Raw genomic sequence first — 22,832 nt, forward strand, 5'->3', positions numbered from 1 at the left:
AATCCGTGACCCAGCTTCGCTCTCACCCCCGACTCGTCCGTAAACTTCAGGAGGCGCTCGGCGGTCAGCTTTGTGTTGCGCTGGACGACACAAATGTCGTTGAGATCATGCTCAATCCGGACGGAAGGCTGTTCATCGAACGGCTCGGTCACGGCGTTGCTCCCGCCGGCGAAATGTCGCCCGCTGCTGCGGAAATGGTGATCGGCACCGTGGCGCATGCGCTGCAGTCCCAAGTGGACGCGGAACAGCCGATTATCTCCGGCGAGCTGCCGATCGGCGGCCACCGCTTTGAAGGTCTCCTGCCTCCCGTAGTCGCCAAACCGGCCTTCACAATTCGCCGTCGTGCCTCGCGCCTCATTCCGCTTGAGGACTATGTGCGCTCCGGCGTGATGACCGGGTATCAGGCGTCGACGATCCGCACTGCAATCTCTTCGCGCCTGAACATTGTTATTTCCGGGGGGACTGGTTCGGGCAAGACGACGCTTGCAAACGCAGTTATCGACGAGATCGTCAAATCCGCGCCGGAGGATCGTCTCGTCATTCTAGAGGACACTGCGGAAATTCAGTGTGCGGCCGAGAACGCGGTTCTTCTGCACACTAGCGATGCGATTGACATGGCGCGGCTCTTGAAGAGCACCATGCGCTTGCGTCCCGATAGGATCGTCGTGGGTGAAGTTCGCGACGGCGCTGCCCTTACACTCCTCAAGGCCTGGAACACCGGCCATCCTGGAGGCGTAGCGACAATTCACTCGAACACCGCCATGTCGGCGCTGCGTCGCCTTGAGCAGCTGACCGCGGAAGCAAGCCAGCAGCCGATGCACGAGGTGATCGGAGAGGCCGTTGACCTGATCATCTCGATCGAGCGGACGGCGCGCGGGCGGCGCGTTCGCGACGTCATCCACGTCGAGCGGTTCGCAGGCGGCCAGTACGAGATCGGATCCGATCAGTTCACGGAAGAACAGGAGGCACGCCATGTCGCGTAACTATGCACTCATCGCCGCCGCGCTCATTGCAGTGCCCGGTCTTTTCGCCTCTGTCGCGCCGGCGCTGGCCAGTTCGGGCGGCAGTCTTCCCTGGGAGGGGCCACTTGAGCAAATTCAGGAATCGATCACTGGCCCGGTTGCCGGCTATATCGCGCTTGCGGCAGTCGCAATCGCAGGTGGTATGTTGATTTTTGGTGGGGAACTGAACGATTTCGCGCGGCGACTTGTGTACGTCGTTCTGGTTGCCGGCATCCTGCTCGGCGCCACCACCATCGTGGGCCTGTTCGGTGCGACGGGCGCCTCGATCGGGCTGACGAACGAGCAGATCATGTCGATTGGTTCGAACGGGGAAGGGGAGGGGGCTCATGGCTGAGTCTCTGTCCGGCCTGCAGCGCAACCGCATCTTCCGCGCCCTTTCCCGCCCGAACCTACTGATGGGCGCGGACCGAGAGCTGGTGTTGATCACGGGTCTTGCGGCCGTGATCCTGATCTTCGTCGTCCTCACGGTCTATTCGGTGCTCTTCGGCGTCGGCGTCTGGATCGTGATCGTCGGGCTGCTCAGGACGATGGCGAAGTCCGATCCGCTCATGCGGCAGGTTTATGTGCGACACATTTCCTACAAGCCATATTATAAGGCGACCACCTCGCCGTGGCGGCGGTTTTGAGGAGGCGGTCGTGGTAGCTCTCAAACGCTTCCGGGCCGCGGGCCCATCCTTCGCCGATCTCGTTCCGTACGCCGGCCTCGTCGACAATGGCGTCCTCCTGCTGAAGGACGGAAGTTTGATGGCCGGCTGGTACTTTGCTGGTCCGGATTCCGAAAGTGCGACGGACCTCGAACGCAACGAGTTGTCGAGGCAGATCAATGCAGTCCTGTCTCGGCTTGGAAGCGGCTGGATGATCCAGGTCGAGGCGATCCGCATTTCAACGGTCGATTATCCGTCGGAAGACCGTTGCCATTTCCCGGACCCGGTCACGCGCGCCATCGATGCCGAGCGCCGGGCGCATTTCGCACGCGAGCAGGGGCACTTCGAGAGCAAGCACGCACTAATCCTGACCTACCGGCCGCTCGAGTCCAAGAAAACTGCGCTCAGTAAATACATCTACTCGGATGCGGAAAGCCGGAAGAAATCCTATGCCGACACGGTGCTCTTTGCTTTCAGGAACGCCATCCGCGAAATCGAGCAGTATTTCGCGAACACGCTTTCGATCAGGCGAATGGAAACTCGAGAAACAGCTGAGAGGGGAGGGGAGCGGATTGCCCGTTATGACGAGCTCCTTCAGTTCGTCCGCTTCTGCATCACCGGGGAAAGCCATCCGATCCGGCTTCCGGATGTTCCCATGTATCTCGATTGGATCGCCACGGCCGAGCTTGAGCACGGACTGACACCGAAGGTTGACAACCGCTTCCTGGGCGTTGTCGCTATCGACGGCTTGCCGGCCGAAAGCTGGCCGGGCATTCTGAACAGTCTGGATCTGATGCCGCTCACCTATCGATGGTCGTCCCGCTTCATTTTTCTCGATGCCGAGGAAGCCCGCCAGAAGCTCGAACGCACGCGCAAAAAGTGGCAACAGAAGGTTCGGCCGTTCTTCGACCAGCTGTTTCAGACGCAGAGCAGAACGGTTGACCAAGACGCGATGACGATGGTGGCTGAGACCGAGGACGCAATCGCGCAAGCCTCGTCGCAGCTTGTGGCCTATGGCTATTACACGCCGGTCGTCGTGCTGTTTGATCATGACCGCGAAGCACTCCAGGAGAAAGCTGAAGCCATCCGGCGACTGATCCAAGCCGAAGGTTTCGGGGCGAGGATTGAGACGCTCAACGCGACCGACGCCTTCCTCGGAAGTCTTCCGGGGAATTGGTATAGCAACATCCGCGAGCCGCTGATCAACACCAGTAATCTCGCTGACCTGATCCCCCTCAACGCGGTCTGGTCGGGAAACCCGGTCGCACCGTGTCCGTTCTACCCACCGAACTCGCCGCCGCTGATGCAGGTCGCAAGCGGTTCCACGCCGTTCCGGCTCAACGTGCATGTGGATGATGTCGGTCACACGCTGATCTTCGGCCCGACCGGCTCCGGCAAATCGACACTCCTGGCGCTGATCGCCGCACAGTTTCGCCGCTACGAAAGTGCGCAGGTCTTCGCTTTTGACAAGGGATGCTCGCTGCTGCCGCTGACGCTCGCCACGGGTGGCGATCACTATGAAATCGGCGGCGACAACGCAGAAGAGGGGAGGGCTTTGACGTTCTGCCCGCTTTCCGACCTCGGAAGCGACGCTGACCGGGCCTGGGCCACGGAATGGATCGAGATGTTGGTCGCCCTGCAGGGCGTTGCCATCACTCCCGATCATCGCAACGCCATTTCCCGCCAGGTCGGTCTGATGGCCAGCGCGGCCGGCCGCTCGATCTCGGATTTCGTCAGCGGCGTGCAGATGCGCGAGATCAAGGATGCGCTGCACCACTACACGGTCGACGGTCCGATGGGCCAGCTCCTCGATGCGGAAGAGGACGGCCTCACGCTCGGCACTTTTCAGACGTTCGAGATCGAGCAGCTCATGAACATGGGCGAGCGCAATCTCGTGCCGGTGCTGACCTACCTGTTCCGCCGGATCGAGAAGCGCCTGAATGGGTCCCCGAGCCTGATCGTGCTCGACGAGGCCTGGCTGATGCTCGGCCATCCGGTATTCCGCAGTAAGATCCGCGAATGGCTGAAGGTGCTGCGCAAGGCGAACTGCGCTGTCGTTCTCGCTACCCAGTCGATCTCGGATGCCGAACGGTCCGGCATCATCGACGTGCTGAAGGAATCCAGCCCGACGAAGATATGCCTTCCGAATGGCGCCGCTCGCGAACCCGGCACGCGAGAATTCTACGAGCGGATTGGCTTCAACGAACGCCAGATCGAGATCGTGTCGAGCGCGATCCCAAAGCGAGAATATTACGTCGCCACGCCCGACGGGCGGCGGCTTTTCGACATGTCGCTTGGACCCGTTGCCCTCAGCTTTGTCGGGGCGTCCGGCAAGGAAGACCTGAAGCGCATCCGCGCGCTGAAATCCGAACACGGTCACGACTGGCCGATCCACTGGATGCAGACGAAAGGAGTCCACGATGCCGCATCGCTTCTCAACTTCGAATAAATGGCTCGCCGGCCTGGCAGCCGCCGCGTTGACGATCATGGCCGTGACGCCGGCACATGCCGGCACGGCCACGGGTGCTGCGACCGAATGGACGCAGGTTCTCAACAACGGCGAACTCATCTCCTTAGTCGGGAAGTCCGGTGAGCAGATCCAGAACCAGATCACGCAGATCAGCCAGCTCTCCGAGCAGATCCAGAATCAGCTGAAGATCTACGAGAACATGCTGCAGAACACCGCCCAGCTTCCAAACCACATCTGGGGACAGGTGGAGAGCGACCTCAATCAACTCCGAAATATTGTCGAGCAGGGACAGAGCATTTCGTTTTCGATGGGGAATTCGGACGATGTGTTGCAACAGCGCTTCAAGAGCTACGCTGACCTCAAGACCAACTTGCCGAGCAATGGGACATTCTCGTCAACCTACCAGTCATGGTCGGACACCAACCGCGACACGATCGCCAGTACGCTGAAGGCGGCGAGCCTCACTTCCGGCCAGTTCGATAGTGAGGAAGACACGATGTCCTCATTGCGATCGATGTCCGAGACGGCTGACGGACAGATGAAGGCCCTGGAGGTCGGGCACCAAATCGCCGCTCAACAAGTCGCGCAGATGCAGAAGCTTCGCGGTCTCGTCTCGCAACAGATGACGATGATGGGGACATGGCTCCAGACCGAACAGACCGACAAGGACCTGGCGCAGGCGCGGCGGGAAAAGTTCTTTAACGCCGGGGTAAAAAGCATTCGGGAGGGTCAGAAAATGGAGCCTCGCTGGTGAGCCGCGTCCTCCTGATTGCTCTGCTGTTGGCTGTTGCGGCTGTATCGGCTGCGGCGGCTATGCTGAGCGTCAACTCCAGAGACAGCGGCAAGCCTGCGCTTCCCGAGGAGCAGCGGGCTGCCCGGGAGAAATTCTTCGGATCTGGGAAGGAGCTGCCGGCGATCAAGCATGGTCAGGAGATGCGGCCGACATGGTGAAGGTAGATGTTGCACGTTCATTCCTGATCGCAGGCTTTCTTTTCATAGCCTATGCCGTACCGGGTTTCGCGCAGGAGGGGCAGGTCCTCACGGAACTGGAAAACCAGGTCTCGTCCGCTGCGAAGGGGTGGGAGACCACCATCATGGATGCGGCGAAATCCCTTTTCTGGATCCTCGCGGCAATCGAGATTGGCATTGCCGCCATCTGGCTCGCGATTCAGGCAGCCTCGCTGGATAGCTGGTTTGCAGAGTTGGTGCGGCGGATCATGTTTGTCGGCTTCTTCGCGTTTGTCCTCGATCAAGGTCCGACCTTTGCGCGAGCCGTGGTCGACAGCCTTTTCCAAATAGGCGCTGGCGGCGGTTCGGCTTCGCCCGCTGAAGTGTTCGACGCGGGCATCCGGGTCGCCTCGCAAATGTCGGAGCAAGCACAGTTCGGTGTATTCGAGGACAATGCACTTGCGATCGCGGCGGTGTTGGCAATGGGCATCGTCGTCGTCTGCTTCTCGCTTGTCGCAGCGATTTTCGTGTCGGTCATGGTCGAGATGTATGTCGGCCTGCTGGCCGGCATGATCATGCTCGGACTCGGCGGCTCGTCCTTCACGAAAGACTTTGCTATTCGCTACCTCGTCTACGCCTTTGGCGTTGGCATGAAACTCATGGCCCTGGTGATGATCGCCAAGATCGGGTCGAACGTCCTGCTGGGCCTCGCCCAAGCGCCCACTGCCTCGTCCGATCAGTTCGTCACGACCTTGGCCATCGCCGGTATTTCCGTCGTGGTCTTCATCATCGCCATGTATGTCCCGAATATTATTCAGGGCGTTGTGCAGGGCGCATCGGTTTCCGGAGGAATGGAAGCGATCCGCCATGGCGGACAAGCCGCCTCTTTCGCTGCAGGTGCGGGCTTCCTCGCCGCAGGCGCGGCCGGCGCGGGCTTTGCGGCGGCGCGAACTGCCCGCGCCGCAGGTTCTTCTGTCGCAGGGGCCGCTCTTCGCGGCATGGGCGCGAGCTTCAGCTCCGGTGCACAGGCGGCGGGGTCGGCGGTAAAGGAAAAAGCGATCGGCTCTCCAGGCGCTTATGCCGGATCAATTCTCGGACTGGCCAACGCCAAGCTCGATGAACAGCGCAGTGGTCACAGCGGACCGAGACCCCGTCCCGAACGCAACGACGAACCGTAATCAGAAAGGGAAGGATAGATGGCAGCGAACCGCGCCCCAGAAAATCCGTATCTTGCCGCCCGCCAGGAATGGACCGAACGCTATGGCTCCCATGTGCAGGCTGCTGCCGCGTGGCGCATCGTCGGCATTCTTGGCCTCGCCATGGCCGTCATCGGCTTCAGCTACGGGTTGTATCTCAGCACCCAGGTCAAGCTGGTGCCCTATATCGTCGAGGTCGACAAGCTCGGAACGTCAGTGACGGCGGGCTTCCCGGAGCAGATTGAATATGCCGATGCCCGCGTGGTGCGCGCGACGCTCGGTAACTTCGTCACCAGCCTCCGTTCGATCACGCCCGATGCAGTGGTGCAAAAGCAATATATCGACCGCACCTACGCGTTGCTCAGGACCTCAGATTCGGCGACCCAGAAGATCAACGCATGGTTCCACGGCAATTCGCCGTTCGAAAAGGCGAAGACATCGACGGTCGCCGTCGAGGTCAACAACATCGTCGCGCTCTCGAAGCAAACCTACCAGATCGACTGGACGGAATATGAGCGCGATCGCAAGGGCAAGGAAACTGGCACGCGCCGATTCCGCGGGATCGCAACGGTGGCGCTGACCGCGCCGCAGGACGAGGCGATCATCCGCCTCAATCCGATTGGCCTCTATGTCCAGGATTTCGACTGGACGGCACAGCTTTAAGGGCAGGGGAATTCACATGCACAAAACAGGATTGATGGCTGCCGGCTGCATGGCCGGACTCTTGCTCGCGGTGGGCGCTCAAGCGCAGAGCATGACAACAAATGAGATGAGGGGCACGAACATTTCGGGGAAATGGCGAGGCACACCGGGCCTCGTCACGAAAGGACCGGACGGGAAGGTGATCTTCCTGTTTGGCGAAACACAGCCGTCCGTCGTCTGCTCGCCACTGCAGGTCTGCGATGTCGAATTGCAGGGAGGTGAAATCGTCCGCGATGTCCTCGTCGGCGACACTGTCCGGTGGAAGGTGGAGCCCGCAACCTCGGGCGCGTCAGGTGGACAGGCAATCCATCTGATCGTCAAACCGTCGGAGCCAGGCCTCGTCACCTCGATGGTCGTCACGACGTCACGCCGGACCTATCACATCCAGCTCAAGTCCCATCCCAGCCAGTATATGGCGCGCGTCGGTTTCGAGTATCCGGAAGACGTCTCGACCAAACTTGCCGATATCAATGCCCGTCTCGAAACTGGCGGCATTCCCGGCACGGCGCCGGACCGACTGAACTTCTCCTACTCGGTCAGAGGAAGCGCCTCATGGAAACCGAAACGGGTCTATTCGGACGGGATGAAAACCTACATCCAGTTCCCGAAGTCGATCTCCGGCCAGGATGCGCCGGTTCTTTTCGCCGTGTCGGGTGGCCAGAACCGCATCGTCAACTACCGGATGAAAAACGACATGATGATCGTCGACTATGCGGTGGACAAGGCGATCCTCGTTTCCGGAGTCGGTTGGCGGCAACAGAAAATCACCATCCGGCGGGGAGGGTGAACGATGCGGAAGCTTCTCATGTTTTTCGCCGCCGCTGCTCTGCTTTCTGGTTGCCAAACGGCTGACGACGCTCTGACCACCAGCTCAACCCCGGTAGCAATCACGGGACCAACCGCAATCGCCATCGCCGGCGACATGGCAAGCCGCCTCGCTGAGCAGACCGGCCCGGCCGGCACGACCACCATCAAAATGGACAAGGACGCTTCGGAATTCGCCGTCGCGCTCGAGGTGGCCCTGAAGGGATGCGGCTACTCTGTGGTCACGGACGGTAAAGTCGCAAATGACGTCAAACCGGTCGAGCTTGCTTATGCGATCGATGGCTTCGAAGGAAAGGTTCTAGCGCGGCTTTCAACGCCTTCCGTCGCGCTTGGCCGTGCTTACACGCCGACTGCAGCCGGCGCCACGCCGGCTAGTCCGCTTTCGATCATGCAGCGCAACTGACGGAGGAGAATATGGTCCAGTCGCTCCAGCTTGGCGCGTCCAACCAGGCCGACGATCAGAAAGGCATGAACCGTCTCAATCGCCTGCCGATCATCGTTGCCGTGATAGTCGTCGCGCTGTTCTTCGGCGTCGTCGTGATTGGCCTGTCATGGCGCGGTCTCTCCTTCAACGTTGGCAAGGACATCGAAAGCGCCTCCAACACCCCCGCAACAAGTTTCGGCGACCAACTTAAACGGGGTGTATCGGATGGAATTATCGGCGAGCCGGTTGAGCGCGAGGCGTTCCAGCCGACGCCTGTCGTTGAGCAAAAGGTCGAGAAAGAGGAACCGGTTATTGCACGCCGGCCCGCAGAACGGGAAGAGCGGCGACCCAGCATCGAATCCGAAGAGGAGTGGAAGACTCGCCTGAAGCGAGAGCAGGATGAGCAATATATGCGCGAGGCCCAGCGCCAGCGGATGGCTCGCCTCCAGGCCCGCGCTACGGCGCTCGATTCGCCGCTGAAGGTAGAAATGTCCGATATCGAAAAGGCCGCGGACCCCACGAACGCCGGCCGACAGACGACAAATGCCGCGGTGAACAGTTCGTCAGACCTTTATGCCGCCGCGACGAAATCCGGCCTGATGGGCCAGACCATCGATCAGAACGGCCAGACTTCGAAGGAGGATTTTTTCAATCGGGATATCAAGGATCTCGGCTACCTGCCCAATCAGGTCGTGCCGCAGATGTCACCCTACGAATTGAAGCGCGGCTCGGTCATTCCGGCGACCTTGATCACCGGTCTCAACTCTGACTTGCCAGGACGCATGACCGCTCAGATCAGCCAGAATGTCTACGACAGTGCGACCGGGTATCGCCTGCTCATCCCGCAAGGGGCAAAGCTGTTCGGCCGTTACGATTCCAAGGTGTTCTTTGGTCAGGAACGTGTTCTCGTCGTCTGGACCGACCTCATTTTCCCGAACGGGTCGACCCTGCAGATTGGCGGAATGGCCGGCACGGACTCGGAAGGCTACGGCGGGATCAAGGACAAGGTGGATCGCCATCTTTGGCGGACCTTCGGGTCGGCCGCGCTGGTCGCGATCATCGGAACCGGGATCGACATGTCGTTGCCTGAAAGCTCGACTCTTACGACGCAGGATACGGCGTCGGATGCTGCGCGACGAAACTTTGCCGAAAGCTTCGGTCGCGTTGCAGAACAAACGATTTCGAAAAACCTCAACGTACAGCCGACGATCCGCATCCGTCCTGGCTATAATTTCAGCGTACTGGTCGATCAGGACATTGTTTTTCCCTCAGCCTACAGCGGCCACTCGTCGGCGATCAGAAATCCCGGTTTGCCGATAATCCGGTGAGGCTGGTGGAACCTAAGCAAAATTTCTCATTTTTGGTTATGTTATAGACTAACTGCACTTGAATGCCCGGAAAACGGGAAGTAGACCTATCGTGCATCGATCGTGGATATGCTTCGCGTAGCAGGGCACCTCATCTTCTCATTGGAAAAGAAGAGGGCGGATAGTTCGCAATCATTGTCCGATGTCCCAAGTGGCCCCGGTCGGCCAAACGTTGGCACCGTGTAACCAACGCCGCGTGAAAGACGCGACGGATGGGAAGGCGCGCAACTGCGCAAGAACATAGGAGTAAAGAATCAGTGGACGGAGACCTTCGCTCTCTCATCGACATGGCAGAAGCCGCGCGCGATGAACGTATGATCAAAAGCGCTCTGAAAAGATTCGCGATCTCTTGGGGCTTTGAGCGTTTCGCCTATCTGCAAACCGAAGGCGCTGAAATCCGTACGTTCAATTCCTATCCCGAGGTATGGCAGGATATTTACCTCCGGCGCCAATATTCCCGCATCGATCCAGTCGTCACCGAAGCCAAGCGTCGCATGGAGATGTTTTCCTGGACAGCCGATGACTGGCCGGCTCGTGGAACATCCGAACTCAAGCGCTTTCGGGACCAAGCGATCGAACACGGTATTCGTAGCGGGGTGACGGTTCCTGTCGAAGGAAGTTTCGGCTCCACGATGATGCTGACGTTTGCCTCCTCGGAGAAGATGGCCGACTGCTCAATATTGCAGGACGGGCAAAAAGCGATACAGGCGGTCATCGCGATCCATTACCGCTTGAAAATCATAGCCGCGGCGACGATCGTCGCCCCGAAACGGCTCCTTTCACCAAGAGAAGCGATGTGCCTCATATGGGCGGCAAAGGGCAAGAGTGCCCCGGAAACCGCGATGCTGACGGGAATCAATCCGAGAACAGTGCAGCACTACCTCACCAGTGCGCGCCGAAAGCTTGAAGCAGCAACCGTTCCGCAACTCGTAGCGATCGCTAAAGATCACGGTCTGGTTTGAGCGTCATTCATCGTCATCCAAGGGAACATCAGGGACATAGCCAAGCGCGTCGATGATGTCCGAAAGTCCCTCCTGCTGGGCTTCGGATTTCTTCTGACGCGCGATATACTCGTCTTGCAGGCTCTTGAGGAGGGCGCTGGAGACCGATGGTTCGGCGGTCGCGCGGGTCCACTCCTCATAGACAGCTTCGTCGGCGGCGAGAAGGCGGCGGTGTTCCCGGATTGCGGAAACTGCCAGTGCCTCCAATTCTGACTTGTGCATCGACCTGTAGCGAGATTCTGTTTCCTTTCCTTGGGCGTTCGCCTCGGATGGGCCCACATCGTTCATCCGTTTCTCCTCTAAGTTCACTCTCTCACTGCTCGATCATAACGCCTTCGTCCGCATTACATGGTGTAATGCCATGACCGCACGGCCTGACTTGCAGACGGTCATACGCCCATATCCGAACGGTGAATGATCATCTGGACGAGCAATAGCATGTGCCGGGAGGAATCGGAACTATCGTTCCTGGAACGATCATTCCTATTCAGGCTCCGCTCGCGTCATGGATCTCAAGGAGGTCATGGCGATCAATTTGCGTCGGATACGTCATGGCAAGCAACTGACGCAGGAAGAACTGGCGCACCGTTCGGGTTTGAGCGCGCGCTATGTCGGGGCGATCGAGCGCGCCGATGTGTCGGCCAGCGTCACTGTCCTCGGCCAGATCGCCGAGGCGCTGGGTGTCGACCCGGCCGAGCTTTTGGCGAAATCACGCTGACTCGCTCATTCTCAGCGCGCGGTCGAGCAGGTTTTTCAGTGCTTGGCTGCGGGTACGCGGCGAACACATAGTTGCGATACGGCAGCAAGGGCGGCCTTCACCATTGCGGTATCGATAGGGGCACGCCGAAGGGGTAACAACCGCTTGGCAGCTTCAAGCCTCCAGGTCCGTATTCCTCGATCCGTCGCAATCCGGAATCGGCTGTTTCGTACACCTGCCCAGTCGCGGGCCGCTACAAATGCAGGACGAAGTCGCTGCCAGTTCTCCCGCAGGTCTGCTCTGTATTTGATCTCGACGAGTTCGGAACGACCGTCGCTCCATTCGACCAGGAAATCCGGCGTATATCGCCGGCTTCTGCCAGCCACCTCAAAACGAATCGTGACAGGCTGGGATAAAATCCGGACGCCAGCATCAAGAAAGCGCGTCAATGTTACAAAATCCCGCTCCAACGCGCTCTCGTGGTGCGTCAGCCCATTGCCCACACGCTGGAATCCAACGATGTGCGATCGTCGACTTGGCGGAATGCGACGCAACCCCATCTCCATTTGGCTTGCGACTCAGTACACTCATTACGCACAATCTGGCGCCAGTTCACAATTAAGGAACAGCCTGAAGTGGAGAAAATCCCCGGAAAGATTCATTCCCGGGGATCCGCCGATTCACGAATTAACGGAAACTGACACTGTCAGTGAGATCGCTGTGAAATCGGTGCACAACGCGATCGACAAGCGGATCATCGCGACTCATCCTTTCAGCAGTGAGCGCCGAGCACTCACGGATGAGGATCTACTCCGCTTGAAGCTCTGGTATGGTGTCGGATCGATCTTGTCCGCCGAGCGCCGCAAACGTCTATTCGATACAATCGACCAGGACCCCGATGCCAATACTATTTGATCGTCGATGTCGCTCGGGCAAGAGAGCAGTTGGCCGCACGCGCCGAAGCACTTCAGGACGCTGAGAAAATCATTCACAGCGTGAAAGGCGTCATTGGCGGCGAACCAGTCTTCAAAGGGACGCGTGTTCCAGTACGGATGATTGCCGCGATGAAAACCCAGGGCGCGAGCACCGAGGAAATTGTCGAGGGCTATCCATCGCTGACCGAGCGAATGGTGGAGCTCGCGGAAATCTGGACAGCGGCACATCCCGCCCGGGGGCGGCCGCGAAAGCTTTTCGATCAGGGACTGAAAGTGAAGTCGGTAAAGCGTTTGAAACTTTCAAATAAAGGCACCCGAAAACCGTCGGGCGCCACTCGTGAAGTTTCTTATCGATGAATGCCTTCATTCGTCTCCCGTGGCCTTGGGCCAAGGTTACGGCCACGATTGTTTCCACGTCAATTGGCTGGGACTGAGCGGCGAAGCTGATTGGGATCTCATGCCTCGAATAATCGAGGGAGATTTCACCTTCATCACGAACAACGCCCGCGACTTTTGCAAAAGCGGAATTGCACGCGGGCCTTGTGATCATCGTCCCGCAAGTCCTGCCTTCGCTGCAGGAGCTGTTTGATCTCATTCTTCATGAAATGGCAGAGGCGCAATCGGTCAACGAGGTCTCGAGGTGACCATCGACGGAGATGAGGGGGCGGTTCTCGCGCGGTATTCGCTTCCGGAAGCTTAGCCGCTTTCGCCGGAAAAAGGGTCATCTTCCTCCGATCCTCGACAGGTCGATCCGCATTTCTGCGGATCCAACGCCGTGGCTTTTCTCGGGCCTTTCAGTGTTCGCATGGTCAGCATGGCTGTCGCTTTTGGCTTCGTCCTCGCCTGAGGGTGACGTCCTATGGGTCGTCACGCTTCCTCCCGGATCAGGAGCTTGAAACACGTTCGCACCCTCGAATTCACCGGTCTTCCATGCGTAGACGGCATCCTCGAAAATCTGAGGGAAGACATCTTCACTCGCGGGGTCCCCGTACCATTTAGCCACGATCCTCAGGATCTTGGCGAACATCGTCGTCCCTTTGCGGAGATTTTCGCAAACATCGACGAGGTCCGGCTTCAAATCGCGATTCTTTCACTCCAACGCCGGCTGGATACTGCGTCAGGCCGACGCGAACGACGGCCCTCCCGGCATATTGGCGCACGATCGCCATCGCCTCGTTGGCTTGATATCGCCTTCGGAACGAGGATCAACCGGTCGCCCGTTTTAACGGTGATGGCGAGGGGATCGGCGGAGCCTGCGGCGGTCACGAATTGCTCGACGATAGCGGGCTTGAGAGTAGGATCGGAGCATTCTTTGATCAGGGCAGCGTCGAGCATGACGTCTCCTCGGGCTTCAGGTGTTGAAGGAAAGAACAAGCGGTTTTGCGAAGAGTTTCGCCCATGCCATTGTACTGGCGCGCTGGATGGCGACTGTAGATGTCCCTTTGGTCCACCATCCGTTTCCAACAGCGACGATAAAATCCGGATCCTGAAACATGGATTGCAGGGCGGGCCAAACGATCAGTTGCTCGTAGCAGATCAATGGTGCGGCCCGATTGGCGCCAATTGCCACGACAGGGTGGGCAAAGAAATGTGCCCGCGCACCGCCGCTCTTACCGATCAGCAACCGCCATGGCTGCCACATCGAGCCTGGGACCGGCATCCGCTCACGATAGAGGAGCCGGCCTCCCTCGGCAGAGAGGGCGAGGAGCACATTGTCGTATCCGCCCGCATCGACGATTGCGGCGCCAGCGACAACGGAGATGCTTGTCCCCTGGAGAGCTCTTGCCCAGAGCCGTTCGGCGGTCGGCGTCCAAAAGCCCAAGGCGCTTTCGGGCAGAACAACGGAGTGGATGCCGCGAGATGCTTGGTCCTTCACCGTTGCAATCAGATCACGGTGGCGCTGCATACTGGCGTCACGGCCCAGCGAAGCTGCCAATTCCAGATCGACGCCCTGCCAACCTTTTGTAGTTTCGGCTCGGTCCAGACTGCGGCGGACCACACCCAAAAGCCTCCTAAGGCGATTGCGACAGCTGGCCATATGCGGGTTACGAGGCTCGCAAGGCCGGCTGTCATGGCCGCAAGTCCCCACCATCCCCATTGCGGAAACAGGACGCCGGCGGCGGTGACAGGATGCGCCCAGCCCGTGATACCGAATGGTGGAATGGCCATAAGGATGGCCGCCAGGAGATAGCGAAAAGAACGAACGCCGTCGTACCTTGTCCAAAGGACCGCATGCACCGTGACAAAGCTGGTAGACGCACACAGCCAGAGCAGTAAGCCCGGCCGGAGATCCGACGAAAAGAAGGTGGCGACGCCTAGCGGCAAACCACGCGACGCCGCCAAAAAATATCCGGCGGAGACAAGCGCCGCCACAAGTCTCGTTCGCGTGATCGACCAGATGATCGGAAACCCCAGCGCGACAGGCAGGAGCAGTACATGGCCGCTCCACCCCACCGCGCCCACGATAATCGAGGCGAAGATTAGCAGCGTCGGTTGAAGGTGATCACGGCGCATAGGTGAGCACCTCCCGCGCCAGACCGAAGATACCGGAAGCGGGGATTGGGCCGAAGTATCGGGAGTCGTAGGAGCCGGCGAACGGGGAATGCAGGAAGACTTGTCCCCGAGGTACGACGCCACTCGGAAATGGCGACAGCGGCCGACCCTTTCCGTCTCGAAGCGCGAGACCCGAAGCAGGAACCACCTGCCCGTCCACGTTTACGCCAGCGCCGATTTCGACATGCTGTCCCGCGACGGCGATGATTGTCTTGATGAGCGGCGCAACGCCGCTTCGGCAAAGACCGGAGCGCAGATAGCCGCGCGATCGCGCCTCCCGCATCCCGGCCGTATCCGGCGGGCAGATGAACACCAGGTCATCGACAGCTGCCAGACGATCAAGTGGAACTATGCGCCAGAGACCGAGCGGCTCGCTCGGTGTCAGATTGATACGGTAGCCGCCCAAGAAGGCGGCCATCGAGAGCAGGACGGTAATCACGGCCACGACGGATAGCATGGTAGCCGTTCGTTTCTGTTGCGCGATTGTCGCCGGACGCGTTCCAGCCCCTGCCGTCATTTCAGCGAGAGCCCTTGGGCTTTCGTCTGACGCAGCGTCTCCGCCTGCTTCAGCGCCTCCGTCGTGCGCTCATGCGCTGCAAATTGCTGGACCGTTCGCATCGAGTTCCAGGCGGATTGAACCTCCGCCTTCTGCCCTGCGGACATGCCAGCAGTCACTGTCTGAAACGCCTGGCTGCTCGTGTCCTTGGCTGCGAGCGGAAGAAAGGTCCGTTCGCCAAAACGCTCCGAAACGGCTCTCGCAAATCCTTCGAGTTCCGCCTTCACCATTTTATCGGCAAGGGCATATTCCAATCCGACCGGGAGATCGTTCCGGTCGATGGCGTCACGGACAACGTTCAAGCGTCTGTCTCGCGGCCGGTGAGAGCGCCGGAATATTCACGGACACCTTCAGACGGACGGCCCGCTCTTCGACCTCATGCTTGCGTTCGGCCTCCGCCCGCTGGCGCATATAGCGTTCAATGTGCGGGCAAGCGCCGGCGCATTGGTGAGTGCTTTCTCGCGACCCTGCTTGTCGGCGCGGCTTGCGAGTATTCCTGTCTTGCCTTTCAGCGCACCGAAGCTTTCCGGTTGCGTGGCGATCCTGGAGATGGTGGACTGCGCGGTGGCTTCGTCCTTCAGCATCGCATCGACGTTGATGGCCTTGAATGCAGTTTCCGGCTGGGCGTAGACAAGGTGGAAGCGGCTTGAAACCTCCTCCCATTGCTTCTCCAGGCCAGGGTCGGTGGCAACTTTGTCCTCGACTGCCTGCTCGCGCGATTTCGCGAAGGTCTCGATGCCGGATACCATGGGCTTTACCTCCTTGATAATTTTGTGGATGGGAGAATTCTTTGCGCTGGTGGAAAGACTGAGCTTTCCCCCGATAGCAGCAAGACGTGCGGCGAGATCGGCGAGCTTTTGTTTCTGCCGAATAGTCCATTCGAGCCGATCGCGGACGAGCATGCGGGCAACGTTGACGAGACGCAGGCCGCGGGCTTCGGCAAAGCGAAGCGCTTGCCTGTAAAAAGGACCCTTCTCGTAATCGAGCGTGGTCTCCTTGGCATTCCTGCGTGAGAGGATCGGGATCAGTCCACCAGATTTTGCGAACGAGCGTCGGCCGTAGTAGACGGCCAGGTCCTCACGATGACGGGTCATGGCGACGTAGGTCAGGTGGCGATCAAGCGATAACGACGCCAGAATTTTCACCCGGTCGACGGTCGCGCCCTGGGATTTGTGGATCGTCGTGGCATAACCGTGGTCAACTTTGTTGTAGAAGCGCTGCTCGACCGTGACCTGGCGACGATGTTCTCCCTCACCGATCTCTGCCACGATGCGGCCAGGTAGCGCTTCCACGACCTTTGCCAGCATACCGTTCTTGACACCGAGCGAACCCTCGTTCTTCAGGAACACGATCTGGTCTCCGGCGGCAAACTTGCGATTGCCATCCTCGGTCTTGAACACAAAACCTTCGGCGAGGATCCCGCGTTCAATGAGGTTGGCACGAGCCATCTCGTTGAGCATCCTGACGTCACGTCGAAGGTGTGCGAGCATCAGAGTGGTCTTTACCGGATCGTAGTCGCCGTTCCAGTCGGCGATCAGATTTTCCACTGCTTGGGCCTTCAGCTCCGACCCTTTGAAGTGCCCATAGGCACGGTAGGCATCGACCGCCTTGCCGACTTTGCCGCGTGCCAGATCGAGCGAGGCATCGCGCATCCACTGCTTGCATTGGCGGTAGATGGTTTCGAGCTCGGCATAGCCGATGCGATCGGCAATCGCCCTGAACGCTGCACCCGCCTCGATCGGCTGGAGCTGTTCCGGATCACCGACCAGAACCAGTTTGGCGCCGGCCTTCGTCGCTGCTTCGACGAAGAGCGCCATCTGTCGTGACGACACCATCCCGGCCTCATCTAGAACGAAGACGGTCTTGTCGTCGAGCTGGTTACGGCCCTCGCTCCAGCGAAGCTCCCAGGAGGCAAGAGTTCGGGAAGTGATGCCCGCTTCTTTCTCCAGACCCTCTGCGGCTTTACCGGCGAGCGCGCCACCAACAACGCGATATCCGGCCGCTTGCCAGGCCTCGCGCGCTGCCTTCATCATCGTGGTCTTGCCGGCGCCAGCGCGGCCGATCACGGCGGCGATCCGTTCTCTGCCAGCGACGTGCACGATCGCGATCTTCTACTCCTCCGATAGGCGGGGATGGCGTGAGAAAGTCGCCTCCAGCACCGCTTCTCGAACACCATGCGACGAACGATGAGATAGCCAGATCGCACGGTTGGCCATCTCGGCTTCGAGTTGGATCACCTCCCGCGTCGTGTGCTTGGCAGATACCCGAACACCCGTGGCGAACTCGATCCGCTCGCTCTCGAGCTGAAGCGTTTCCGGACTTTGCAGTGCCCTCGCCAGGAGGCTTTGAAACAGAACGGCATCATCGATATAGCGATGAAGGACTTTCGCCACATCGCGCTCATCGAAGACGCTCTTCTCCCGCGTGATCAGATCAAGGACAATCTCAGGATGGCGCTGGACCCGGCGAGCGTTCTCGGCGCGACGGTCCTCATGGAGCTCGATGCGTTCGAGCGTGAGCGGTTTCGTCGCCGCCTCGGACTTGCGTTCGATTGCCTTCGTTCCCACGCCGAGATGAATCGTCGGCGTCAGCTTAATTCCCTGCTTCTCGAAGGACCGGCCATCGATGGAGATGTCGAGACCCGCAAGCGCCAGATGCCGGTTCTGGCACGCGAACCAGCCATCGCGGAGCGCATTGAAGTCGTCGGCGCTCCCGGCCCAAAGCTCATAGACGATCTTGCCGGAATCATTGCGCATCGGATTGCCGTCCGGTCCGAGCAAGGCGACCTTCTTGGCCCCGAACCCGTCATCGGTCAGCGGCCGGAGCGTGGTCATCAGATGCACATGAGGGTTACCAGGTGCGTCAATCGGCCACCATGCCCGTCGCGATGATGTGCCTCTCAACGAATTCGCGAACGAGAGCGATGTTCTGCTCGTAGGTCAGCTCGACGGGCAAGGCGATCGTCACGTCCTTAGCAAGCTGCGCATCCGACCGTTTCTCGAAGGCCTCGACCTTGTTCCAGAAGGCTTCGGAGGCGCCCGGGACCGATCGGTCAGCGATAATCGTTCGCAGCCAATCGGGAGCGTCGGCCGGGATGACGAACTCCTCATGGGCCAAGCCCTGCTTGCGCGTGTAGTCGATCGTCCGGGCTTCCCGCTCGTAGTCCATCTTGGCGCAGTGGCGATAAGCCGCCGACAGGACGGCGCTGCGGCCGGAGCCGCGGGCGACGATGCTGACGGAGAAGTGAGGGACGGCCACGGCGGAGTTCTTTCCCGGTTGCGAACGAATCAATGGGTTCGTCGGGAGCGAAAGGCCGGACCGGGCCTCAAGAAGGGGCGTCGCGTCAGCGACGTATAATTGCGCCCTTGATGCCGCTCCTTCGGAACGGCCGGGATCATCCGCGAAAGCATCGGCCTTGGCGATTGTAGAATTCACAGCAGTGCGTTCCGCGCAGGCTTCCGGAAAACTGGAGTCGAAAGACAAGCTTTCTCATCCAAGGAGACGATCGGACATGAAGAAGCCATCCTCGAAAATCCGCGACGAAATCGCCAAGCTCCAGGAACAGCTCACGATTGCCGAGACCCGAGAAGCCGAGCGGATCGGCCGGATCGCACTCAAGGCTGGACTAGCCGAAATCGAGATCGATGAGGCGGAGTTGCAGGCAGCCTTCGAGGACGTGGCGAAACGGTTTCGCGGAGGCAAGGCCGGATCGAACGGAAAGGAGAGGGGAGGGGCTGGCAGCGGTAATCCTGTGGAAACCGCGACGGTCACGCGTGGCGCGCCTCAGGGCAGCGGTAGCGAGGCTTGAGAGGATGCAACGCAACACGGCCTCGGAGGCGCGGAAGAAAGACACGCGCGACAAGATCGAACTCGGAGGCCTGATCGTGAAGGCGGGCCTCCGTTACGAAAAGCGGGCGTTGCTGCTCGGCGCGCTGATCGAACTAGGCCGCCGTCTCAAGGAAGAACCTGGCGAGCGGGCAAGATTGACGGCCATTGGTGCGGAGGCCTTCGGCAAGAACGATGAATAGGGTCCTTCTCGCCATCACCCCCGTCATGCTCATGGTCGGCGTGGCGATCCTCGCAAGTGGCATGGCTCCGTCCCTGGCGGGGTTTGGCAAGACCGAGGCCGCCAAGCTCTTGCTCGGCCGGGCAGGCATTGCGCTCCCCTATGTCCTGGTGTCGTCTTTCTGTTCGCTTCCGTCGGCGCAATTCGCATCCATTTCGCCGGCTGGGGCGTTGTCGCGGGGAGTGCCTCTGCAATCGCGATCGCGGCGTTGCGTGAGGCAACGCGACTTGCCGCAATCGCCGAACAGCTACCGGCGGGGAGATTCATCTTCGCCTATCTCGATCCCGCTACGATGGTCGGGGCGGCCGCCGCATTGATGGCTGGATGTTTCGCCCTGCGGGTTGCGCTCCTCGGCAATGCGGCCTTCGCTCGGTCTGAGCCGACGCGCATTCGCGGAAAACGCGCTATGCACGGAGAGGCCGACTGGATGAAACTGAACGAAGCGGAAAAGCTGTTGCCCGAAGCGGGCGGCATCGTCATCGGCGAACGTTATCGCGTCGACAAGGACAGCACCGCAGCACTTTCGTTCCGCGCCGATAGCCCGGAAACATGGGGCGCCGGTGGCAAGTCGCCGCTGCTTTGTTTCGACGGGTCGTTCGGCTCCTCGCACGGGATCGTCTTTGCCGGTTCGGGCGGTTTCAAGACGACCTCGGTGACGATCCCGACGGCGCTCAAATGGGGTGGAACACTCATCGTGCTGGATCCATCGGATGAGGTGGCGCCGATGGTTTGCAAACGGCGTGAAGATGCTGGGCGCCGGATCAGGATTCTCGATCCCAGGAAACCGCAGACCGGCTTCAATGCGCTCGACTGGATCGGAAATTTGGCGGAACGAAGGAAGAGGATATCGCCGCGGTCGCGTCCTGGATCATGAGCGACAGTGGCCGCGCGAGCGGAGTACGCGAAGATTTCTTCCGAGCTTCTGGCTTGCAGTTGCTGACCGCGATCATCGCCGATGTTTGCCTGTCCGGACACACGGAAAAAAAGCTACATACGCTTCGCCAGGTGCGTGCGAACCTGTCGGAGCCGGAGCCGAAACTTCGCCAGCGCCTGCAGGACATCTACGACAATTCGGTATCGCCCTTTGTGAAGGAAAACGTAGCGGCCTTTGTCAACATGACGCCGGAAACCTTCTCAGGTGTCTACGCAAACGCGATCAAGGAAACGCACTGGCTGTCTTATCCGAACTATGCCGCCCTAGTCTCCGGGTCGACCTTCTTGACCGAAGACATTGCGTCCGGCGAGACCGACGTGTTCATCAACATCGACCTCAAGGCTCTGGAGACTCATGCCGGCCTTGCGCGCGTCATCATCGGCTCGTTTGTGAACGCGATCTACAATCGCGACGGTGTGATGAACGGCCGCGCTCTCTTCCTTCTCGATGAGGTGGCGCGTCTAGGCCATATGCGCATTCTGGAAACTGCGAGAGATGCCGGCCGCAAATACGGCATCACGCTGACGATGATCTATCCGTCGATCGGTCAGATGCGCGAAACCTATGGCGGCCGGGATGCATCGAGCAAGTGGTTCGAGAGCGCGAGTTGGATCTCGTTCGCCGCCATCAATGATCCGGAAACCGCCGATTACATCTCGAGACGATGCGGGATGACCACGGTCGAAATCGATCAGGTCAGCCGCAGTTTCCAGGCGAAAGGCTCGTCTCGCACGCGCTCGAAGCAGCTTACAGCCCGACCGCTGATCCAGCCGCATGAGGTGCTACGAATGCGAGCCGACGAGCAGATCGTCTTCACGGCTGGCAACGCCCCGTTGAGATGTGGCCGCGCGATTTGGTTCCGGCGTCAGGACATGCGGATCTGGGTGGCGGAAAATCGATTTGAGTCACCGTCGACTTAGTGCGACGGAACTCCCTTCTGTGGGAAGTCACAATAGCGATGCCACACCACTTTATTTAGCGAACTGAACGCGCGCGTTCCGATATGTATGCCCTGAATTGCTCTTCGCTCATTTATTTCGTGTCGCGCATCGTAGGCATTCGATTTCATCCTCTTTGCCGGTGAGACAAATGTTCTTGATCAGGGTGCCACGCTTCAGCGTCGCAAAGGTGCCCGTCACCATCAGATCTTTAGCGTGACGGAGTCCCCTTGGAACGGCGTTCTGTTGCAGCATAGGTGATCGCCGTGTGAAATTCCTTTATTCGTCTGAGACGTTGTCAGGTGCTTGCCGGTCTTGACGGCCGCCGCGAACGTCTTGTCGCGCTTGGCGATCACCTTGGGGTGACTATGTTTCTTTTCGACATGCATCCCGACTACAAGAAGCCGCTGGGTCAGGTCGGTGCTGAAACACGCGTCGAACATCCACTGGTCATCGTTCTGCCAGTTGGACGGCCGATCTCCGACTGGCCCATCGGTGCGAGTATCGATCGGAACGGACCAGAGCTGTGAGCCACCTCGATTGCTTGTCTTCGAAGACAATGCTCATTGGCGAGATCACGCAAGTCCGACTCCGGCGGTCGGCAGGATTGTGCCGGCCGTCTGCTTGATGTCTGGCAATCATATTCTTCTAGTAAAGCAGCCGATTGATGGTTCGGCTGGCATACAGACACTCTGTGGATAAAGAGATATGCGGTTCAAGGGCCTTGATCTAAATCCCCTGGTCGTGCTGGACGCGCTGATGACCGAGCGTAACCTCACGGCAGCGGCACGCAGCATCAACTTAAGCCAGCCGGCCATGAGCGCGGCCGTATCCCGGTTACGCGCCTATTTCCAAGATGAGCTGTTTACGATGGCTGGCCGCGAACTTGTCCCAACACCGCGTGCGTCATTGGTTCCGAAGACATAGGACAGAGATTTAGTGATCGGAGCGGACCAGGAGCTCGCGAGAGGATCGTTACCCGAAGAGGTTGAGCCCCTGCGGGCTCCGGTCGCAATCCTTCATCAGCACGCTTTCGCACCCATCACCGTTCTGAATCGAACCACCATGACCGATTCATAAGTCTCGTTGGACGCTTGCGCCGAATTTTCGGATTCTGCGGGCATGATTGCTCAGCCTTATCATCTTTATGTCGAACGCACAGATGCCACCAAGAACATGGCACGCTACTACGTGATGGAGATTTCCGGCACGTTGTTCGGCGCAACCTGCCTCATGAGGACATGGGGTCGGATAGGCAAAAGAGGGCAGAGCAAGGTCCACCTGTTCGAGCGGGAAGAAGAGGCCGTCGATCTCTTTCTCGACATTACGCGCCAGAAGCGAGCGCGTGGATATCGACCGCGTGCGGTGGTACGCTCTCCACGCAATTGATCGCAAGGCCCCGTTCCCCTCGATCTAGAGAAGAGGGGCGTGGAAAGCTACCAAATTTCCAACGGCGCTTCGCATCTTGATTGCATGCGGGTGCCATACCAGGGCGTTCGCACCTGATCGCGCGGCATGATGCGTCGAGGTGACGGAGAAATCGGCGGTGGACGC

20 protein-coding genes and 8 pseudogenes are annotated in these 22,832 nt (G+C 59.5%); 21 read left to right on the forward strand and 7 right to left on the reverse strand.

Annotated elements, in window-relative coordinates:
* The first annotated feature begins 5 nt into the window (after window positions 1–5).
* From trbB to ACZ9DP_RS14850, 12 genes are all read left to right on the forward strand, one after another.
* Complete coding sequence (gene trbB / locus ACZ9DP_RS14795) at window positions 6–983, forward strand: P-type conjugative transfer ATPase TrbB (RefSeq protein ID WP_476202671.1); 978 nt, start codon at window positions 6–8, stop codon at window positions 981–983.
* Window positions 973–1,356 carry a TrbC/VirB2 family protein gene (locus tag ACZ9DP_RS14800; RefSeq protein ID WP_476202673.1) on the forward strand — a complete coding sequence of 128 codons (384 nt, stop codon included), beginning with the start codon at window positions 973–975 and terminating at the stop codon, window positions 1,354–1,356. The genes trbB and ACZ9DP_RS14800 overlap by 11 nt, the downstream gene beginning before the upstream one ends.
* Entirely contained in the window at window positions 1,349–1,648 is a 300-nt protein-coding gene (locus tag ACZ9DP_RS14805) for a conjugal transfer protein TrbD (RefSeq protein WP_476202674.1), read from the forward strand. Before ACZ9DP_RS14800 ends, ACZ9DP_RS14805 begins: the two co-directional genes overlap by 8 nt.
* Before the next feature lie 10 nt (window positions 1,649–1,658).
* Window positions 1,659–4,115 (forward strand): conjugal transfer protein TrbE, encoded by a 2,457-nt coding sequence (locus ACZ9DP_RS14810; RefSeq protein WP_476202675.1) that lies wholly within the window; start codon window positions 1,659–1,661, stop codon window positions 4,113–4,115.
* Window positions 4,087–4,890, forward strand: a complete 804-nt coding sequence (trbJ, locus tag ACZ9DP_RS14815) for a P-type conjugative transfer protein TrbJ (protein WP_476202676.1) — start codon at window positions 4,087–4,089, stop codon at window positions 4,888–4,890. Before ACZ9DP_RS14810 ends, trbJ begins: the two co-directional genes overlap by 29 nt.
* Complete coding sequence (trbK, locus tag ACZ9DP_RS14820; protein WP_476202677.1) at window positions 4,887–5,087, forward strand: entry exclusion protein TrbK; 201 nt, start codon at window positions 4,887–4,889, stop codon at window positions 5,085–5,087. The genes trbJ and trbK overlap by 4 nt, the downstream gene beginning before the upstream one ends.
* Window positions 5,081–6,262 (forward strand): P-type conjugative transfer protein TrbL, encoded by a 1,182-nt coding sequence (gene trbL / locus ACZ9DP_RS14825; RefSeq protein ID WP_476202679.1) that lies wholly within the window; start codon window positions 5,081–5,083, stop codon window positions 6,260–6,262. Before trbK ends, trbL begins: the two co-directional genes overlap by 7 nt.
* Window positions 6,263–6,280: 18 nt before the next feature.
* Entirely contained in the window at window positions 6,281–6,943 is a 663-nt protein-coding gene (locus ACZ9DP_RS14830; protein ID WP_476202680.1) for a conjugal transfer protein TrbF, read from the forward strand.
* Window positions 6,944–6,959: 16 nt separating this feature from the next.
* Window positions 6,960–7,769 carry a P-type conjugative transfer protein TrbG gene (gene trbG, locus ACZ9DP_RS14835; RefSeq protein WP_476202682.1) on the forward strand — a complete coding sequence of 270 codons (810 nt, stop codon included), beginning with the start codon at window positions 6,960–6,962 and terminating at the stop codon, window positions 7,767–7,769.
* Window positions 7,770–7,772: 3 nt separating this feature from the next.
* Entirely contained in the window at window positions 7,773–8,210 is a 438-nt protein-coding gene (gene trbH, locus ACZ9DP_RS14840) for a conjugal transfer protein TrbH (protein ID WP_476202683.1), read from the forward strand.
* 11 nt (window positions 8,211–8,221) lie between these two features.
* Window positions 8,222–9,559 (forward strand): IncP-type conjugal transfer protein TrbI, encoded by a 1,338-nt coding sequence (trbI, locus tag ACZ9DP_RS14845; protein WP_476202685.1) that lies wholly within the window; start codon window positions 8,222–8,224, stop codon window positions 9,557–9,559.
* Between the two features lie 296 nt (window positions 9,560–9,855).
* Window positions 9,856–10,560, forward strand: a complete 705-nt coding sequence (locus ACZ9DP_RS14850) for an autoinducer binding domain-containing protein (protein WP_476202778.1) — start codon at window positions 9,856–9,858, stop codon at window positions 10,558–10,560.
* A gap of 3 nt (window positions 10,561–10,563) precedes the next feature.
* On the opposite strand, the gene ACZ9DP_RS14855 is transcribed toward ACZ9DP_RS14850, so the two are convergent.
* Window positions 10,564–10,887 (reverse strand): transcriptional repressor TraM, encoded by a 324-nt coding sequence (locus tag ACZ9DP_RS14855; protein ID WP_476202687.1) that lies wholly within the window; start codon window positions 10,885–10,887, stop codon window positions 10,564–10,566.
* A 217-nt stretch (window positions 10,888–11,104) separates the two neighbouring features.
* On the opposite strand from ACZ9DP_RS14855, the gene ACZ9DP_RS14860 reads away from it, so the two are divergent.
* Window positions 11,105–11,317 carry a helix-turn-helix domain-containing protein gene (locus tag ACZ9DP_RS14860; RefSeq protein WP_476202689.1) on the forward strand — a complete coding sequence of 71 codons (213 nt, stop codon included), beginning with the start codon at window positions 11,105–11,107 and terminating at the stop codon, window positions 11,315–11,317.
* A 35-nt stretch (window positions 11,318–11,352) separates the two neighbouring features.
* On the opposite strand, the gene ACZ9DP_RS14865 is transcribed toward ACZ9DP_RS14860, so the two are convergent.
* Window positions 11,353–11,766 (reverse strand): Tn7 transposase TnsA N-terminal domain-containing protein, encoded by a 414-nt coding sequence (locus ACZ9DP_RS14865; RefSeq protein WP_476202690.1) that lies wholly within the window; start codon window positions 11,764–11,766, stop codon window positions 11,353–11,355.
* 190 nt (window positions 11,767–11,956) lie between these two features.
* Here ACZ9DP_RS14865 and ACZ9DP_RS14870 point away from each other — a divergent pair.
* Window positions 11,957–12,588 (forward strand): annotated as a pseudogene (locus ACZ9DP_RS14870) (DUF433 domain-containing protein).
* A 19-nt stretch (window positions 12,589–12,607) separates the two neighbouring features.
* Window positions 12,608–12,820, forward strand: a complete 213-nt coding sequence (locus tag ACZ9DP_RS14875; protein WP_476202779.1) for a hypothetical protein — start codon at window positions 12,608–12,610, stop codon at window positions 12,818–12,820.
* Between the two features lie 132 nt (window positions 12,821–12,952).
* Here the strand turns inward: ACZ9DP_RS14875 and ACZ9DP_RS14880 are convergent.
* From ACZ9DP_RS14880 to traA, 4 genes and pseudogenes are all read right to left on the reverse strand, one after another.
* Window positions 12,953–13,566 (reverse strand): annotated as a pseudogene (locus tag ACZ9DP_RS14880) (TraH family protein).
* 16 nt (window positions 13,567–13,582) lie between these two features.
* Window positions 13,583–14,745 (reverse strand): annotated as a pseudogene (locus tag ACZ9DP_RS14885) (conjugal transfer protein TraB).
* Window positions 14,735–15,241: a conjugative transfer signal peptidase TraF gene (traF, locus tag ACZ9DP_RS14890; RefSeq protein WP_476202691.1), complete on the reverse strand. Its 507-nt coding sequence runs from the start codon at window positions 15,239–15,241 to the stop codon at window positions 14,735–14,737. The pseudogene ACZ9DP_RS14885 and the gene traF overlap by 11 nt, the downstream one beginning before the upstream one ends.
* 56 nt (window positions 15,242–15,297) lie before the next feature.
* Window positions 15,298–18,598: pseudogene (gene traA, locus ACZ9DP_RS14895) on the reverse strand (Ti-type conjugative transfer relaxase TraA).
* A 253-nt stretch (window positions 18,599–18,851) separates the two neighbouring features.
* Here traA and traC point away from each other — a divergent pair.
* The 3 genes and pseudogenes from traC (at window position 18,852) to traG (ending at window position 21,260) form a co-directional block, all read left to right on the forward strand.
* On the forward strand, window positions 18,852–19,148 hold the full coding sequence (gene traC / locus ACZ9DP_RS14900) for a conjugal transfer protein TraC (protein ID WP_476202692.1): 297 nt from the start codon (window positions 18,852–18,854) through the stop codon (window positions 19,146–19,148).
* 4 nt (window positions 19,149–19,152) lie between these two features.
* A complete protein-coding gene (gene traD, locus ACZ9DP_RS14905; protein ID WP_476202693.1) occupies window positions 19,153–19,368 on the forward strand; it encodes a type IV conjugative transfer system coupling protein TraD in 216 nt (71 codons plus the stop codon).
* Window positions 19,361–21,260: pseudogene (gene traG, locus ACZ9DP_RS14910) on the forward strand (Ti-type conjugative transfer system protein TraG). Before traD ends, traG begins: the two are co-directional and overlap by 8 nt.
* Window positions 21,261–21,368: 108 nt before the next feature.
* Here traG and ACZ9DP_RS14915 read toward each other — a convergent pair.
* Window positions 21,369–21,491: pseudogene (locus tag ACZ9DP_RS14915) on the reverse strand (PhnA domain-containing protein); the annotation flags it as partial.
* A 215-nt stretch (window positions 21,492–21,706) separates the two neighbouring features.
* Here ACZ9DP_RS14915 and ACZ9DP_RS14920 point away from each other — a divergent pair.
* The 3 genes and pseudogenes from ACZ9DP_RS14920 to ACZ9DP_RS14930 form a co-directional block, all read left to right on the forward strand.
* Window positions 21,707–21,808, forward strand: a pseudogene (locus tag ACZ9DP_RS14920) (acyltransferase); the annotation flags it as partial.
* 178 nt (window positions 21,809–21,986) lie between these two features.
* A pseudogene (locus ACZ9DP_RS14925) lies at window positions 21,987–22,184 on the forward strand (LysR family transcriptional regulator); the annotation flags it as partial.
* 216 nt (window positions 22,185–22,400) lie between these two features.
* Window positions 22,401–22,667 (forward strand): WGR domain-containing protein, encoded by a 267-nt coding sequence (locus ACZ9DP_RS14930; RefSeq protein ID WP_476202695.1) that lies wholly within the window; start codon window positions 22,401–22,403, stop codon window positions 22,665–22,667.
* The last annotated feature ends 165 nt before the right edge of the window (window positions 22,668–22,832 follow it).

The organism is Rhizobium sp. USDA 4016, from assembly GCF_056279705.1.

What these genes read in the sequence shown, in the direction of transcription:
- ACZ9DP_RS14800 (WP_476202673.1), top strand. Translation starts at nt 973, where the DNA reads ATGTCGCGTAACTATGCACTCATCGCCGCCGCGCTCATTGCAGTGCCC.
- ACZ9DP_RS14805 (WP_476202674.1), top strand. Translation starts at nt 1,349, where the DNA reads ATGGCTGAGTCTCTGTCCGGCCTGCAGCGCAACCGCATCTTCCGCGCC.
- ACZ9DP_RS14860 (WP_476202689.1), top strand. Translation starts at nt 11,105, where the DNA reads ATGGATCTCAAGGAGGTCATGGCGATCAATTTGCGTCGGATACGTCAT.
- ACZ9DP_RS14930 (WP_476202695.1), top strand. Translation starts at nt 22,401, where the DNA reads ATGATTGCTCAGCCTTATCATCTTTATGTCGAACGCACAGATGCCACC.
- trbI (WP_476202685.1), top strand. Translation starts at nt 8,222, where the DNA reads ATGGTCCAGTCGCTCCAGCTTGGCGCGTCCAACCAGGCCGACGATCAG.
- trbJ (WP_476202676.1), top strand. Translation starts at nt 4,087, where the DNA reads ATGCCGCATCGCTTCTCAACTTCGAATAAATGGCTCGCCGGCCTGGCA.
- ACZ9DP_RS14855 (WP_476202687.1), bottom strand. Translation starts at nt 10,887, where the DNA reads ATGAACGATGTGGGCCCATCCGAGGCGAACGCCCAAGGAAAGGAAACA.
- trbH (WP_476202683.1), top strand. Translation starts at nt 7,773, where the DNA reads ATGCGGAAGCTTCTCATGTTTTTCGCCGCCGCTGCTCTGCTTTCTGGT.
- traC (WP_476202692.1), top strand. Translation starts at nt 18,852, where the DNA reads ATGAAGAAGCCATCCTCGAAAATCCGCGACGAAATCGCCAAGCTCCAG.
- traD (WP_476202693.1), top strand. Translation starts at nt 19,153, where the DNA reads ATGCAACGCAACACGGCCTCGGAGGCGCGGAAGAAAGACACGCGCGAC.
- ACZ9DP_RS14830 (WP_476202680.1), top strand. Translation starts at nt 6,281, where the DNA reads ATGGCAGCGAACCGCGCCCCAGAAAATCCGTATCTTGCCGCCCGCCAG.
- traF (WP_476202691.1), bottom strand. Translation starts at nt 15,241, where the DNA reads ATGCTATCCGTCGTGGCCGTGATTACCGTCCTGCTCTCGATGGCCGCC.
- trbG (WP_476202682.1), top strand. Translation starts at nt 6,960, where the DNA reads ATGCACAAAACAGGATTGATGGCTGCCGGCTGCATGGCCGGACTCTTG.
- trbL (WP_476202679.1), top strand. Translation starts at nt 5,081, where the DNA reads ATGGTGAAGGTAGATGTTGCACGTTCATTCCTGATCGCAGGCTTTCTT.